At 46.3% G+C, this 16,965-nt stretch carries 10 protein-coding genes and 1 rRNA gene; all 11 read left to right on the forward strand.

The features are described 5' to 3' along the window. Positions 1-46 precede the first annotated feature (46 nt). Positions 47-976 carry a glycosyltransferase family 2 protein gene (locus tag ABD014_RS03760; protein WP_343857642.1) on the forward strand — a complete coding sequence of 310 codons (930 nt, stop codon included), beginning with the start codon at positions 47-49 and terminating at the stop codon, positions 974-976. 141 nt (positions 977-1,117) lie between these two features. Further along, positions 1,118-2,056 (forward strand): glycosyltransferase family 2 protein, encoded by a 939-nt coding sequence (locus ABD014_RS03765; protein ID WP_343857646.1) that lies wholly within the window; start codon positions 1,118-1,120, stop codon positions 2,054-2,056. Continuing rightward, positions 2,053-3,459, forward strand: coding sequence for an undecaprenyl-phosphate glucose phosphotransferase (locus ABD014_RS03770; RefSeq protein ID WP_343857648.1), 1,407 nt, complete (start codon positions 2,053-2,055; stop codon positions 3,457-3,459). The genes ABD014_RS03765 and ABD014_RS03770 overlap by 4 nt, the downstream gene beginning before the upstream one ends. Positions 3,460-3,541: 82 nt before the next feature. Continuing rightward, complete coding sequence (locus tag ABD014_RS03775; protein ID WP_343857650.1) at positions 3,542-4,435, forward strand: phosphatidylinositol-specific phospholipase C/glycerophosphodiester phosphodiesterase family protein; 894 nt, start codon at positions 3,542-3,544, stop codon at positions 4,433-4,435. Between the two features lie 513 nt (positions 4,436-4,948). After that, the gene (pcrB, locus tag ABD014_RS03780) at positions 4,949-5,647 is read left to right on the forward strand and encodes a heptaprenylglyceryl phosphate synthase (protein WP_343857653.1); all 699 of its coding nucleotides are present in this window, start codon (positions 4,949-4,951) and stop codon (positions 5,645-5,647) included. A 614-nt stretch (positions 5,648-6,261) separates the two neighbouring features. Beyond that, entirely contained in the window at positions 6,262-8,628 is a 2,367-nt protein-coding gene (pcrA, locus tag ABD014_RS03785) for a DNA helicase PcrA (protein WP_343857655.1), read from the forward strand. Positions 8,629-9,364: 736 nt separating this feature from the next. Continuing rightward, positions 9,365-11,389, forward strand: a complete 2,025-nt coding sequence (gene ligA / locus ABD014_RS03790; protein WP_343857657.1) for an NAD-dependent DNA ligase LigA — start codon at positions 9,365-9,367, stop codon at positions 11,387-11,389. Positions 11,390-11,660: 271 nt separating this feature from the next. Further along, positions 11,661-13,148 carry an ABC transporter substrate-binding protein gene (locus tag ABD014_RS03795; RefSeq protein WP_343857659.1) on the forward strand — a complete coding sequence of 496 codons (1,488 nt, stop codon included), beginning with the start codon at positions 11,661-11,663 and terminating at the stop codon, positions 13,146-13,148. 114 nt (positions 13,149-13,262) lie between these two features. Then, positions 13,263-14,717 carry an ABC transporter substrate-binding protein gene (locus tag ABD014_RS03800; RefSeq protein WP_343857661.1) on the forward strand — a complete coding sequence of 485 codons (1,455 nt, stop codon included), beginning with the start codon at positions 13,263-13,265 and terminating at the stop codon, positions 14,715-14,717. A gap of 241 nt (positions 14,718-14,958) precedes the next feature. Continuing rightward, a complete protein-coding gene (locus ABD014_RS03805; RefSeq protein ID WP_343857663.1) occupies positions 14,959-16,410 on the forward strand; it encodes an extracellular solute-binding protein in 1,452 nt (483 codons plus the stop codon). Positions 16,411-16,902: 492 nt separating this feature from the next. Then, positions 16,903-16,965 (forward strand): 16S ribosomal RNA (locus ABD014_RS03810); the annotation flags it as partial.

Below are 16,965 nucleotides of genomic sequence, written 5' to 3' on the forward strand. Positions count from 1 at the left end.
TGGTGTTCTTTTATTTTTGGAATACTATCAGAAGGGGATTTTCCCAATGCCAACCGTAAGTGTACAGATCGTTACATATAATAGCTCGGCTGATATAGTAGATTGTTTGAATTGCGTATTGGCCCAAACCTATAAACCTGGACAAATTATTGTGATTGATAATGCTTCTGCCGATGATACGGTAGAGCAAGTAAGGTCCTTTATTAAGAAGGAGAAGGCGTCTATTGAGTTAGTGGAAAACGCTGTGAATACAGGTTTTGCACCTGCGCATAACCAAGCACTCTCTTTATCTAGTAGCGACTATGCCCTAGTGTTGAATCCAGATGTTCGCCTCCAGCCTGATTATATTGAAAGGATTATCTCCTATATGGAAGAGCATCCTCGAGTGGGTAGTGCAACAGGGCTTCTATTGCGTCAGTCTGAGGCTGACACGGTGGATAGTACAGGGTTAGTAATAAATAGCATCTGGCGTGCTTTTGATCGAGGGGCAGGGGAGTTAGCAAAGGACTGGAAGCAATCAGGTTCAATATTCGGTCCTTCAGGTGCTGCTGCAATGTATAAGCGTACGATGATTGAGAATATTTCGGTTCAAGGACAATTTTTCGATGAGGACTTTTTCGCTTATAAAGAAGATGTGGATGTTGCCTGGCGAGCCCAACTATTAGGATGGGAATCCTATTATTGTGCTGAAGCAGTAGGCTACCATAAACGCGGCTGGAAAAAGGGTGGTAGAAGTTCGCAGCCACTATTTATTCGAAGAAAATCTTATATTAATCGCTATAAAATGATATATAAAAATCTATCAGGGTTATCATGGCTAAAAAAACTACCCAAATTTCTAGTATATGAAATAGCTTCTAATGGCTACTTTCTGTTACGCGAACCTAAAGTGCTGGGCGCGTGGAGAGAATTTATTAAGGAATTACCGCGCTTAAAAGAGAAGAGAAACGAAATTAAGGGGAAACTGAAGAAATAAAAGGAAAACAATTCTATACTTTCCCCAATAGACCGCTACAAACCTTAAGAAATCCTTTCCTTTCAGGTTCCCTCCCCCACATTATGCTATAATGTTGACGATAGTCGATAGATTACTATATTTGTCAGGGGCGCGTAGTACATGGATTTAAGTGTGTTGATCGTGAATTATAACACTCGTCAGTTGACGTTGGATTGTCTGCGATCGGTGTATGATTCCGAGACGGGTTATTCGTATGAGGTGATTGTGGTGGATAATGCCTCGGCGGATGACTCGGTAGAGAAGATTATGGAGCAGTATCCGCAGGTGCGGATGATTGCGAATGAAGAGAATACGGGCTTTGCTAAGGCTAACAATCAAGCGATGGAAGCTGCCGCTGGCCGTTACATATTATTGTTGAATTCTGATACCATTGTGCAGCCGGATACGTTGCAGACGATGGTGGCCTTTATGGAAGAGAACCCGAAGGTCGGAGCCTCAGGCTGCAAAGTGATCCTTCCGGACGGTTCCTTAGATAAAGCCTGCCGGCGGGGATTTCCGACGCCATCGGCTTCTTTTTACTATGCTTTCGGTTTTTCGAAGCTGTTCCCGGATCGGCCGAGATTTAATCAGTATCAACTCGGTTATCTCGATCCGAATGAGAGCTATGCCATCGATTGTCTGGTGGGGGCTTTTATGCTTGTACGGCGGGAGACGCTGCAGCAGGTAGGAGGTCTGGACGAGACATTCTTCATGTATGGAGAAGATGTGGACTGGTGCTACCGAATCAAGCAAGCAGGTTGGGACATTTGGTACCATCCAGTCACATACATTGTTCACTATAAGGGAGCGAGCAGCCGGCGCAAGCCGTTCAAGATTATATATGAGTTTCACCATTCGATGTGGATCTTTCACCGCAAGCATTATGTGCAGCATTACTCCTGGCTTACGAACACGGCCGTTTTTTGTGGGATTGCTGTGAAATTTACTTTATCATTCATAAAAAATAAACTTATTCCCCGAGGTCGGGGCAAGGATACAGGTCAGGGGACAGGCAGCCGTCCGTCTGCTAACGATTCTAAACTGGAGGTGAGGTCATGATTCGCAAGAACCAGCGCTTCTTAGCACAGCTATATAGCTTAGTCGATTTCTTATGCATCCAGGTATCCTTCTTACTTGCCTGGTGGCTAAAGTTCAAGAGCGGGTGGATGGATTTTGATGGAGCACTGCCGGTTGAAATCTACGCTTTTTGGAGTCTTGTCTATGGTGCAATTGCGATCGTGACTGGTGTTCTAGTATCGCTTTATACACCTAAGCGTAAAAAACGCTTCTCCGACGAAGTTCTCAAATTGATTCAGGTCCATATGACGAGTCTGTTCGTCCTGCTCAGTATTATGTTCTTTGTGAAGCAGGTCGATATTTCGCGGGATTACTTAGCCCTCTATATAAGCTTTGATCTGTTGCTGATTATGCTTTACCGCTATTTCCTCAAGCAATCCCTTAAGCATTTTCGCAAAAAAGGCTTCAATAAGCAGTTTGTGCTCATTATCGGGGCAGGTTCACTAGGCTGCAAGTTTTACGAGAATCTAAGGCAGTATCCGGAGCTCGGGTATGAAGTGATCGGATTCCTGGATGACCATCGTACCTTTACGCCTGATGAACTTAAACGATACAAACCAGTCCTGGGTGCGGTGGACGAACTGGAGAAGATTTTACGAAAAAAAATGATCGATGAAGTTGTTCTGGCATTGCCGCTATATGCGCATCCCAAATATGCCAAGATTATATCGATTTGCGAGAAGGCCGGGGTCAGAGCGCTGATCATTCCTGACTTCTTTGATTTCTTGCCAGCACGGCCTTATTTCGATAACTTTGCCGGCATGCCGATGATTAATGTGCGCGACATTCCGCTTGATCTGACCGGAAATCGTCTAGTGAAGCGGATGTTCGATATCGTATTTTCCTTATTCGCCATCATTATTACATCGCCGATTATGCTGCTAGTCGCTATAGGCATTAAATTAACCTCCAAGGGGCCCATTATTTTCAAGCAGGAGCGGGTGGGACTGAACCGTCGTAAATTCTCCATGTACAAATTCCGTTCAATGAAGGTTTTGCCGGAGGGGGTAACGGATACGGGCTGGACGACGGAAAATGACCCAAGACGGACGAAGTTCGGTGCATTACTACGTAAGACGAGTCTGGACGAACTTCCACAGTTTTTTAATGTACTAGCTGGCCAGATGAGCGTCGTTGGACCAAGGCCTGAGCGACCTTACTATGTGGAGCAGTTCCGTGAAGAGGTTCCGAAATACATGGTGAAGCATCATGTTCGTCCCGGTATTACTGGGTACGCTCAAGCTAATGGCCTGCGCGGGGACACGTCGATTGAGGATCGGATTGAGCATGACATTTTCTACATAGAAAATTGGTCGATCTTGCTCGATATCAAAATTATTTTCAAGACTGTTCTCCAAGGATTTGTAAATAAAAACGCCTATTGAAATGAATATAATTGGATTCTTAACCTTATTAAGTTAAAATAATAGATAGACTCGCAGAACAAAATTAGGATGGAAAATATTAATGAAAAGAAAATGGCTATACTTCACATTATTAATCATTATACTTGTTGCAATATTTATTTCCTTAATCTTCTTCTTTAACAAGTCCAACAGCTCGTCGGAGCAGCAAGAAGGCTTCAAGACTCACCGTATGATCGCTCATGCTATGGGCGGGATCGGCGGGCAGACGTATACGAACAGTTATGAAGCTTTTATCGCCAATTATGAGAAAGGGCTGCGCGTATTTGAGGCCGATTTCCTGCTTAGTGCAGATGATGATCTGATCGCCCGTCATGAATGGGGAGAGAGCTTCACCAAAATGATGGGGCAAGAGGATGGACTAAAGCCGGAGCGTTATGGAGCTATATTCTCCACTCAAGAGTTCAAGGACGCGAAGATTATGGGCCGGTATGAGCCAATGACTTGGGATGATGTTCTCGATCTGATGGTTGACTATCCCGATATGTACCTGGTAACGGATACGAAGCAGATTAAGCCGGAAGAGATCGAGCAAATTTTCTCCAAAATCGTAGATGGCGCCACGCAGCGTGACCCGGAGATTCTGACGAGAATTGTACCGCAGATCTATAATCACCCCATGTGGGATCAGATCGAAGCGATTTATCCGTTTGAATCGGTGATTTTCACCTTGTATCAGACCCATGAATCCGATGATGAAGTGCTGCAGTTTGCCAAAGAGAAGGGACTAGCGGCGATTACGATGTCAGAGGCCCGGGCGAACAAGAATCTGGTCTCGAAGCTGAATAAGCTGGGAATACCTTCTTATGTCCATACCATTAATGATGTGGAGAAGATGCAGAAGTTTAAGAATATGGGCGTATATGGCTTCTACACGGACTTTCTGGCCGAGGCTGACGCTGATCGTTCATGGTTGCGTAATTACTTAGGGTTATAAGACAAGATGCCTTTCCAATTGGAGGAAGGGCATCTTTTTTTGTTCGCCTTTTATGCGAACGTTGACAGCTTTTCTATGGTAAACTAGACTAAGAAGTGCGAGAAGAACAAGGCATAATGAACCCGCATTCTTCCAAGGAAATAGCCGGGTTTCCACCCTGAATTTAGACCAGGCTATTTGGCATGAAGACGGTAAGAGGCTGAACACACACTATACGACAGCCGGGGCGGAGATAGGCCCCTTTTTTTATGGAATAAGGACCTACTAGTGAGAGTTCAAAAAGTCCGGTTTTCAGCACCGAGAAGGTTGGATGAAGCTAGGGCCTGAGGAGCGCAGCGTACGTAGTTTGTACGTGAGCACCTGAGATGTTTCCGGAGGAAACATGACTTCGTAAGCATCCGCTTAGGCCCGGGTGAATTCAAGATTCGATGCCGAATAGCTTCCTGATCTACTTCGTGATCAAAAGTGGACTTTTTGAACAACCTTCGAACAATTAAACTGGAGGAATCAGTGTTGAAGCAAATTGTACAAGCATGGCAACATGTGTTCAAATTGGATCCGGATCGGCCTATCGATGATCGGACATTGGAAGCGGTCTGTAGTTCCGGGACGGATGCTATCATGGTGGGTGGCTCCAGTGGTGTGACCTATGACAATACCGACAGCTTGCTGTCGCGGATCCGTAAGTTTCAAATTCCGTGTGTGCTTGAGGTATCCGCGCTGGAGGCGATAGTGCCGGGCTTCGATCTTTTTCTGATTCCGATGGTGCTCAATAGCAGTGATCCGCAGTGGCTGATCGGGAACCAGGCGAAGGCTGCGGATATATATGGTGAGATGATACCTTGGGACATGCTTGTTCCGGAAGGATATATCGTTCTGAATCCCGATTCGACGGTAGCGAGGCGAACAGAAGCCAACACCTCATTGACCGATTCTGAAGCGGCTGCATATGCACAAATCGCCGATAGGATGTTCCAACTTCCGATTGTTTATGTGGAGTATAGTGGAACCTTTGGTGATATGGAGCTGGTCTCGGCAGTGGGTCGCAGGTTAGAGCATTCCCGTCTTTTCTACGGTGGGGGGATTGTGGATGGAGAGATGGCACGTCTGGCCGCATCCGCCTGTGACACAGTTGTAGTGGGTAACATTATCTACAGCAATTTGGACAAGGCTCTGGAGACCGTGGCCGTTATTAAGAATAGTAGTATCTAGATCTAAAGAAGGACAGTGATTAGGCAAGAGGATGCGTTTCCGTGCTTTATTTTATAAGTAATTGCACAAATACACTTATTCTCGAATAATCAGCTTGAAATTTCAAAATAACTGCGATGATGCAATTATTTACTTGTTTTGGAAGTGAACGAAGGAGAATGGCTCCGAATAGTTGTATAATCGCACTTATATTGCCTGTTCCGGGCATCAAGGCCTTCGATAGTTGCATATAAGCACTTATTCGTCTGCACTTGGCCCTGACAAATGATCCATTACAGGAGGACTCGATGATCTCCTAACCTAATTGCAAAAAGTACAACTAAAATTGCTCAGATCAGCTCGGGCCTCTTTTTAATTGCAAAATCTACACTTAAAATACCGTTATTTCGGGATTCCTTGGAAACGAGGAATTTTAACTGTACAAAATACACTTGCAAGGGGAGCATTCGTTAACCTCCGGAAAATAAGTGTACAATTTACAACTATACGATCCCCATCTATTCTACAAGCATCTTCAAGGACCTCGGCCGCCTTCATCCGTACAATTATTAGTTCAACCGGATGGGGAGCTGGAACTTTACGTTATAGCTATTAGAAAGGAGCATGATTTATCTATGCAACCTGTTAACATACAAGAGGCGGTAGCCCGCCTGAATCCCGAGCAGCGCAGAGCTGTGGAGACGACAGAGGGACCGCTGCTCATTATGGCTGGTGCAGGCAGTGGCAAGACGCGCGTGCTGACGCACCGCATCGCTTATTTGATAGCGACACGCAAGGCCGCACCTTGGTCCATTCTGGCGATTACGTTCACCAACAAGGCTGCCCGCGAAATGCAGGAGCGTGTATCCCGGTTAGTTGGAGGAACGGATGGGCGCGATATCTGGGTTTCGACCTTCCACTCCATGTGCGTGCGTATTTTACGGCGAGACATTGAACGGATTGGCTTTACTTCGAATTTTTCGATCCTGGACTCGACCGACCAGCTCTCGGTCATTCGCAACTGTATGAAGGAGCAGAATCTCGATACGAAGAAATTCGAGCCAAAGGCCGTTCTGTCCATGATCAGCGCGGCGAAAAATGAGCTGGTTACACCGCAGCAGTATGAACAGAAGATCGGTGATTATTTTGAAGGGATTGTTGCCAAGGTCTATGCGATGTATCAAAAAAGATTGCGCAGCAACAATTCGCTAGATTTCGACGATCTGATCATGAAGACGATTCAACTGTTCAAGGAAGCGCCTGAGGTGCTCGATTTCTATCAGAACAAGTTCAAATATATTCATGTCGATGAGTATCAGGATACGAACCGGGCGCAGTACATGCTGTGTCGGATGCTAGCGGACAATCACCACCGCATTTGCGTCGTCGGCGATAGCGATCAGTCGATTTACCGCTGGCGCGGGGCTGACATCAGCAACATCCTTAACTTCGAACAGGATTATCCGGAAGCGAAGACGATTCTGCTGGAGCAGAATTACCGCTCGACTTCGAATATTCTGAATGCGGCCAACGGCGTCATTGCCAACAATGCGGGACGCAAGCCGAAGAAGCTGTGGACGGATAAGGGCGAAGGCGACAAGATCAAGGTGTATCGCGCCGATTCCGAGCATGATGAAGGTTATTTTGTTACCTCGGAAATTCAGAACAATATTAAAGCAGGCAAATCGTACCACGATCATGCTATTCTGTACCGTACGAACGCTCAGTCCCGGGTCATAGAGGAAGTGTTGATCAAGTCAGACATCCCGTACCAGATCGTAGGTGGCATCAAGTTCTATGATCGTAAAGAGATTAAAGATATGCTCGCTTACTTGCGCCTCTTGTCCAATCCGGACGATGATATTAGCTTGACAAGGATAATCAATGTACCGAAGCGGGGCATCGGCGATACGACGGTCGCCAAGCTGGCAGCGGCTGCTGCTGAGCGGGGCACATCAATTTACCGGGTGCTCGAGACCGTGGATGATCTGGGCTTTGCTGGACGGACGCGGAATGCGTTGGTTGAGTTTTTTGATATGATTGACGGCCTGCATCGGATGCTGGAATATCTGTCTGTTACGGAATTGACGGAGAAGATGCTTGAGCTCACTGAATACCGCGTGGAGCTGCAGACGGAGAATACGATCGAATCGCGCTCGCGTCTGGAAAATATCGATGAATTCCTGTCCGTAACGATGGAATTTGAGAAGAACAGCGAGGATAAGACGCTGGTGGCGTTCTTGACGGATTTGGCGTTGATCGCGGATATCGATTCGATGAATGATAGCGATGAGGAACGTGCATTGGACGATGCGGTCGTGCTGATGACAATGCATAGTGCCAAGGGTCTGGAGTTCCCGGTTGTATTTATCGTCGGGATGGAGGAAGGAGTATTCCCGCATAGCCGAGCGTTCCAGGACGATATGGAACTGGAGGAGGAACGCCGTCTTGCCTATGTAGGCATTACTCGGGCCGAGCAGAAGCTGTTCCTCTCCTGCGCGCAGATGCGTACTCTGTACGGGCGGACGACTTCAAATCCGCCGTCACGCTTCCTCGACGAGATTCCGGAGGAACTGAAGGAAGACACCGTCGTCGCCCGCGACCGATACCGCCGTGGGGCAGGTATCGGGGGCGCCTACAGCGGCCGCGGCACTAGCGGCAGCGGCGGCAGCAACTTCGGCCACCGTGGGGCCGAAGGCAGAAGCGCTGCGGCGCCTAGCGGCCGCAGCGGAGTGACCGTCAGCGTGCCAGGGGCCGCTGGCGGAACGCGCCCTGCACCGGGCGGAGCCGGTGCGGCAGGCGCTGCCGCGGGGGCGGCTGGCGCAGCCCCCGGCGGCTACAGTGCCGGCGACAAGGTGTCGCACGGCAAATGGGGCATCGGCACCGTCGTGTCGATCAAGGGCTCCGGTAATGACACGGAGCTGCAGATCGCCTTTCCGGCGCCGGTCGGCGTGAAGCGCCTGCTCGCCAGCTTCGCTCCAATCACCAAGGTGATCGAGTAAGCAAGCTCGCCAGGCGCCACGCGATGGACGCCGCGCCCCAAGCCTTGCCCGCGCCAGTAGTCCCTACAATGTAGTGAGGCACTGCATAGCATATACGTTCCACACAGGCATCATTTCATATTAATATATGCAATAGAATCATATATTCCCTTTCAATCGAGATCATGAACCCAGGCGGCGAATGGTCTCGATTGATCTAGTATGGGGAATAGCGGTTTTGTGTAGAATGCTATATAAGAGATTGATTTGAAATGTATATATTAAGAAACTGAATTGATATATAAATGATGTATATCTTTATATACATGGTGTAACGGTCAAATGGAATACTCATTTTTTTATGTACTGCGTGAATCGCGCGGAATCTGGTGTCTCTGTACCGCACACAAATGCACAAAGTGTCCACCTAAAAGTGGACACTAGGGATATATTTACGAATCAGATTTTTAATCAATATATAGATAACAATCTGCTATTAAGTACTATATGTATAGTTTGTGTGCTATGAGCAAACATATCTTTTCTCAAGAGTAGTGTCCGCGTTATAAAGACATTTCTCATAAATGTTCTTGTGAAGAGGACTCCGTTATGCCGTTATCCGGTATGTTGGGTGTAATATTACTTGTGAACTATTCATAAGTCGGACTAAAGCCGCTAGAATAAGCATGATAACCACTGTTATCTGAACGAAGTTTAATCTTAATTTTTTTTTATATATAAGGAGGGTTGTCCCTGCATGGACGCTAGGCAAAGAATGGAACAGCTCGTGGAGCAATTGAATCACTATAGTTATCATTACTACACGTTGGATGAACCGTTGATCAGTGACAAAGAGTACGACGTACTCTATGATGAGTTGACTGCACTTGAGGTGGAGACGGGAGTAACCTTGCTGGATTCCCCGACGCTTCGCGTCGGCGGTGAATTGCTCGAGGGCTTCAAGCCGCATCGTCATCTGGCGTCGCTATGGAGCTTGGATAAGGCGCAGAACGAAGAACAGCTTCTGAACTGGAATGCTCGGGCGCTACGGTTAATCGCTGACTACAACACGAAGAACCCGAATAATCCGCTCCCGGACCCGACCTATGTCGTTGAGCTGAAGTTCGATGGACTGACCCTTAATCTGACCTATAGTGACGGTAAGCTGGTACAGGCGTCTACGCGGGGCAACGGCGTCGTCGGTGAAGGCATCTTGGCGCAGGTGAAGACAATCAAGTCGGTGCCGCTGACGATTCCGTATCGTGAAGGGACGATCGAAGTACAGGGCGAAGGGATTATGAACCTGTCTGTACTGAACAAATACAATGAGACAGCTGCTGAGCCGCTAAAGAATGCCCGTAATGCAGCAGCAGGCGCCCTACGCAACCTGAATCCGAAGACGACCGCTGAGCGCAAATTAAGCGCGTTCTTCTATAATGTCGGGTATTCGGACAATATTCGATTTGCGGATCATCGTGAAATGATGGCTTTTCTTAAGGAAAATCGTTTCAAGGTGAATCCTTACGTCACCTACCATACGGATTTTGCTCAGGTTATGGAGGAGCTGCATCAAATCGTAGAGCAGCGGCCGACGCTGGATTATCTTATAGACGGAGCGGTTATCAAGATTACCGATATGCGTACACGAGAAGTGCTCGGATATACAGATAAATTTCCACGCTGGGCCGTGGCCTTCAAGTTTGAGGCGGAGGAGACGACCACGATTCTTGAATCGGTCAGCTGGAATGTTGGCCGAACCGGTAAGGTGACTCCAATCGCCAAGGTGGAACCGGTGGAGTTAGCCGGGGTTACTGTTCAGAACTGTACATTGAACAATGTCGGCGATATTGAGCGCAAGAACTTGAAATACGCGCTGGGTACCCGGGTGTTTATCCGCCGTTCCAATGACGTGATCCCGGAAATCCTCGGGAAAGTAACGGATGAACAGGATGGCGGGGAGATTCTATTCCCTACTGAATGTCCCGCCTGCGGCTCTACCTTGGAGCAGCGCGGCGCTCATCTGTTCTGTAACAATCGGCTGGATTGCAAACCGCAAATTGTAAGTCGGATTACGCATTTTGCCTCGCGTGATGCGATGGACATCGAGACATTTAGCGAGAAGACTGCCGAGCAGTTGTATGAAGAGGTGCATATTCATGGGCCGGCCGATCTTTATACATTATCTTTTGAGGACTTGATCAAGCTAGAGCGGTTCGGCGAGAAGAAAGCGAATAACCTGCTGGAGGCTATCGAGCAGAGTAAAGGACGTGACCTGGCGGCCTTCTTGTTTGCGCTAGGGATTCCGAATACCGGAAAATCAACCACTAAGGTGCTGGCTGATCATTTCCGCAGTCTGCAAGCCGTGATGAGTGCCACGGTTGAGGAGCTAACGGCTTTGCCGGATATTGGCGGCATTGTTGCCGAGAGCATCGTTTCCTACTTTGCGGATCCGCTCAACCGGGCTGGCATTGATAAAATGCTGGAGCTTGGTGTTAAAGCGACACCTCCTGAAGAGCAGGTAGCTCCGCCGGTAGATTCTTTCTTTAATGGCAAGACCGTTGTTCTCACAGGTACACTGCATAAGCTGACTCGGGACGAAGCAGGCGATCGTCTGGAGGCGCTTGGCGCGAAAGTAACCGGCAGCGTGTCGAAGAAGACCGATATTGTCGTAGCCGGCGAGAAGGCTGGCAGCAAGCTGGCTAAGGCCCAGGCACTCGGAATTATGGTCATCGAGGATGAAGATGAGTTCATCCGTCTGTTAGAAGGAGGATCTGGTTCCTAAACAAAGAAATCGAATGTATCCCCAAGCAGCTACTTTCGTACTATGGAGAGCTGCCTGGGGATTTTTTTATTCAGCTCGATCCTGCGCTACGCAAACAATAATCGGCAATATTCGCCATGTAGTTACGATGTTAAATCTATAAACTTCCTGATTATGGTAGATTAATCGAGTATCCTATGTAATAATATTTGGGAACACAAACACCCAATATATAACTATACTGGGTTTTGTGTTGCTGCTATGTTCGTAGGATTCATATCATAGGGAGGTAATGATGAGAAACAAATGGATTCAAAAGTTTGTACTTCTGGCGATGGTGGGATTGTTATTGGCAGGCTGCACTAGCGGTCCGGGTAAGAATGATGTAAAAACACCAATGACGGTGAAAGTGATGTACTACAGCGAGGACTCTTTCAATCAGACTTATGGTGATTTATTCTCCATACAAAATGAGAACATCGAGATTGAGCTGGTAAATACGCAGAAAATGTACAATGATGGTGGAATCGAAGATTATGAGAAGGCATTGCAAGACTTTATTGATCAGGAGCAACCCGATGTCTTGATGCTGGATATGGGTACATACAGCAAGATGGCTTCAGAAGGCAAATTGACGGAGCTTGACTCACTTATTGAGCGAGATAAATATAATATTGAATCGATCTATCCCGCATTGATTGATATTTTGAAGGAGAAAGGCGAGGGGAAGCTGTATGGCTTGGTACCTACCTTTCATAGAAATGTTATTTTTTATAATGCAGATTTGTTCGCTGAACATGGTATTGAACCGCCTCATGATGGAATGACCTGGCAGGATATTATAGATACGGCAAGGCGGTTTCCGACAGATGGGGACGAGGATGCCAGGGTATATGGATTTGGTAGAGATAGTTATGGTGGCATGACTCTGGATAATATGGCATCCACCATCGCATCTCCGCAAGGATTGAAGGTAGTGAATCCAGATACTTTGAAGGTCACCGTCAATACAGATGCCTGGAAGCAGGTATTCAAGCTCGCCCAAGATGCGCTGGCATCGGATGCCTTCTATAATCCGAAGGAGGATTCTTTCCGAGGGGGCACTATGGAGGAGTATTATAAGAGTCAGTTATTCCTGACTGGACGCATGGCAATGACAATCAATAGCGCCTATTATCTACGTGAGTTGAAGGAAATCAAGAATAGATTGCCGGATTATAAACCGTTCCAGGTGGGAATTGCCGCGGGCCCGGTTGATCCTGCCAATCCGGAGATTTCTCGCGACGTATACCTAGGCAACATATTTGCTATTCGGGCGAATTCTCCGAATGCTGACGCAGCCTGGGAATTGATCAAATTCATTAATGGTGAGCAGTACGCCAAGATCAAGTCAAGGTCGATGAACGACGGATTGTTGTCCCGTATGGGAATGACGAAGGAATACGGCGGTATCAATTTGGATGCTTTTTACAAACTAAAACCTCAAATTGATGATAGTGCCAGTTCCGTTGAGGACAAGATTCCAGCCGAGTTCTATAGTCAATACTATTCCATCTACTCTCGTGAGATTGGATTGGTAGAGAGTAAGGAGAAATCAGTTGATGAGGCGCTTAAGACGATTGAGGAAGAAGCACAGGTTGCGCTTGATCAAGCTCTCAAGGACAAAGCAGCAAAGGACTCATCGAAAGCCGGGACACCAGAATCAACGGATAGTAATGAAGAACATCTGAGTACGGACGGTGACGCTGTTATTTCCGTAGAATCCGGCGCTAGCAACTAATTTTGAGCAGATTGTATTTAGTTTGGAAGATATCTGCCAATAGCGTAACTTTTTAACGGGTTAATTCGTTAAGCCTAGTGAGTAAATTAAAAAAAGTTAATCAAGGAGGCTATTATGTGGGGGAAAATAGGGTATAAGATTGCACTGCTTGCTATTAGCTGCATGCTCGTTGCAGGTTGTACGAGTGGAGCTGGCAAGAAAGAAGAACAGGCAAAGTCAACCTTGAAAGTGGTTTATTGGGATGAGAGCTACTTCTATCAACAATACGGCGATCTGTTCACTATGAAGAATGGTGAGAACATAGAGTTCGAAGTTGTCTCTACGCAGGGCCTGTACAACAATCAGGAAGGCAAGTCCTATGTGGAAGCCTTTGATGAATTCATTGAAAAAGAGAAGCCAGATGTTCTAATGCTAGATAGCAGTAATTTAGAGAAGTATATTAGCGATGGCAAGCTCGTAGAGTTGGACACGTATATCGAGAAGGATAAATATAATCTAGAGGGCATTTATCCTGGTTTGATCGATATGTTGAAGGAGATTGGTGGCAGTAAATTATACGGTCTATCCCCGTCCTTTTACGGAAATGCTGTGCTCTACAATAAGGATCTATTCAACAAGTATGGAGTAGATTTGCCGCATGACGGAATGTCATGGCAGGATATTCTCGATCTGGCCCGCCGCTTCCCAACCGAGGGTGATGAGAAGACTCGCGTATACGGGTATGGCGATAATTATCCGGTTCAGCTGGATACTCTAGTGAGTAATATCTCTAGCGCGGAAGGACTGGTGGATGTCAATCCGGACACGATGAAGGTAACGGTAGACACAGATTCATGGAAGAGAGTGTATCAACTGGCCATCGATGCCGACAAATCCGGGGTTGTCTACAATCCAGAAGGGGATGGTGGCTTCAGTGGCGGTTCGATGGAAGAGTATTATCAAAGCCAACCATTCCTGATGGGGCGAGTTGCGCTAACTGTCGGTAATCCTTACATGATTCGCAATCTTAAGGAAGCGAAGGAAAGATTGAAGGACTATAAGCCGTTTGAATTGGGCATCGTCTCTGGTCCGGTTGATCCGGCAGATCCTACCTCAACTTATAATACGAGTATGGGTGAAATTTTTGCGATCAATGCGGATTCGCCTAATAAAGATGCGGCCTGGGAGTTCATTAAGTTCGTTAACGGTGAGGATTATGCCCGTGTTAAGTCCAGATCCGACAGCAATATGATGTCCAGAATGGGCTTCAACAAAGATTACGAAGGTCAAAGTCTGGATCCATTCTATGCGTTGAAACCGAAAATTAGCAAGAGCTATCGCAGCTGGGATATGCTTCCCGATAACTTCTACAGTGATTACAATATGATTAAGACGAAAGAGATAGATTTAGTTAAAAATAACAAGAAAACCTTGGATGAAGCCCTGAAGACGATTCAGGCGGAAGCTCAAGCGGCTCTCGACAAAGGGTTGAAGGACAAGGAAGCGAATAAAGGCAAAGAGAGCTCCAGTACTAACAGTGCTAGTGGGGACTCGAGCGTTGCTACAGAAGAGAGTACTTCGGGAGAGTAGCAAAGGCAGCTGAGATTCAACGTTAAATTCATTTTTTCAAAGTACGGATATAAGGCATCCTTTGCTCTTCCGGTGTAGAGTGGTAAGTTGCACTTTATTACATTGAGAGCAGGGATGCCTTTTTCTAATTTATGGATTGCAGAAAATCTTTGTAATTTCAGTAAATATGTAACCTTACATCCAATGAATACGTATTAACAATGTCTGGATTAAAAAAATTCATGAACCATAGGAGGAAAAGATGCGGGGGAAAACGTGGCAAAAGATAGCCTTGCTCGCTGTGAGTTGTATGCTTGTGGCTGGTTGTACGAGCGGGCCAGGTAAGAAAACGGAAAATACCAAATCGACTTTGAAAGTGCTCTATAATGATGAGAGCTGGTTCTACCAACAATATGGCGACCTGTTCACCATGAAGAATGGAGAGAACATCGAGTTCGAAGTCGTCTCTACTCAAGGCTTGTACAACAATTCGGAAGGCAAGACTTACGAGGAGGCCTTCGATGAGTTAGTTGAGAAGGAGAAGCCAGACGTGCTGATGCTGGGCACCAGCAATTTTGAGAAGTATGTTGGCGATGGCAAGCTTGTGGAGCTGGACCCTTACATTGAGAAAGAAAAATACAACCTTGAGGGGATTTATCCCGGTTTAATCGAAATGTTAAAGGAGATGGGCGGAAATAAGTTATACGGCCTTGCTCCATCCTTCTATGGAAATGCGGTGTTCTACAACAAAGATCTGTTTAATAAATATGGGGTGGATTTGCCGCATGACGGAATGTCCTGGCAGGATATTCTCGACCTGGCCCGCCGCTTCCCAACAGAGGGTGATGAGAAGACTCGCGTATACGGGTATGGCGATAACTATCCTATCTCGATGGATAACATGATCAGCATGATCTCGAGCTCAGAAGGTCTGATGTATGTGAACCCGGATACGATGAAGGTAACGGTAGATACGGATTCGTGGAAAAGAGTATTCCAGCTGGCCATTGATGCCGGGAAATCCGGAGCCGTCTACAATCCAGAAGGTGATGGCTTTATGGGCGGTTCGATGGAAGAGTACTATCAAAGCCAACCATTCCTGATGGGACGAGCTGCGATGACGGTAGGTTATCCTTATATGCTTCAAAATATGAAGGATGCTAAGGAAAGATTGAAGGATTATAAGCCGTTTGAAATTGGCATTGTCTCCGGACCGGTCGATCCTTCGGATCCTACATCAACTTATAACGCTAATTTGAGTGAGATTTTCGCTATTAGTGCGACTTCTCCTAATAAAGATGCAGCTTGGGAGTTCGTTAAGTTCATTAATGGTGAGGACTATGCCCGTGTTAAGTCAAGATCTGGTGGTGATCTAATGACCCGGATGGGCTTTAAGAAGGATTTCGAAGGACAAAGCCTGGATCCGTTCTATGCCTTGAAGCCTAAGGCGAACAAGAGTTATGACAGTATGCAGAAGCTCCCTGATAATTTCTACGGCGAGTATAATTCAATCTTGACCCGAGAAATTGGTTTGGTGAAGGATAATAAGAAGACCTTGGACGAAGCGCTTAAGACCATTCAGTCCGAGGCACAAGCTGCCCTCGACAAAGGCCTGAAGGATAAAGAAGCCAATAAAGGCAAAGAAGGAACTAGCACCGATAGTGCGGGTGGGGATAGTGGAGTTAGTATTACAGATGGTACATCTGGAGAATAGAAATATTGTTAATAGTTCCTTATCAGGAATGAAGTTCGGCATTATGACTTGCTAATAAACATCATAAGAGACAACCTTGTTCTTCGTGTAAAGTGCTTGATTGCACGTCCATGTTTACACGGAGAGCTAAGGGGTCTCTTTTATTATTTTGTGAAGGTGAGTGCCATTGAATAAACAGATGTGAGCACGGGATACTATGATGATTAATCTTATTTTAAAAAAAAGTGTTGCATTATCATTGTTAACGTGATAAATTATTCCTTGCCGCTTTTAAAGGGCGGTTGTCGAAGCTGAGAAAATGATGACGAAAAAAGTTATTGACGCAGCATTAACAACCTGGTATTATATATAAACGTTCGACAAAAACTTACTGGTTTGAAACGGACGATAAGTTCTTTGAAAACTGAACAAATGGAACGCGTCAATTTATCAACGATTATTATAATCGTCAGATTCAAAATGAGCTAATCGCTCTTTCAATGAGTAACCACTTTATTGGAGAGTTTGATCCTGGCTCAGGACGAACGCTGGCGGCGTGCCTAATACATGCAAGTC

This window comes from Paenibacillus motobuensis (assembly GCF_039521865.1).
In the GTDB taxonomy this organism is placed as follows: Bacteria; Bacillota; Bacilli; order Paenibacillales; family Paenibacillaceae; genus Fontibacillus; species Fontibacillus motobuensis.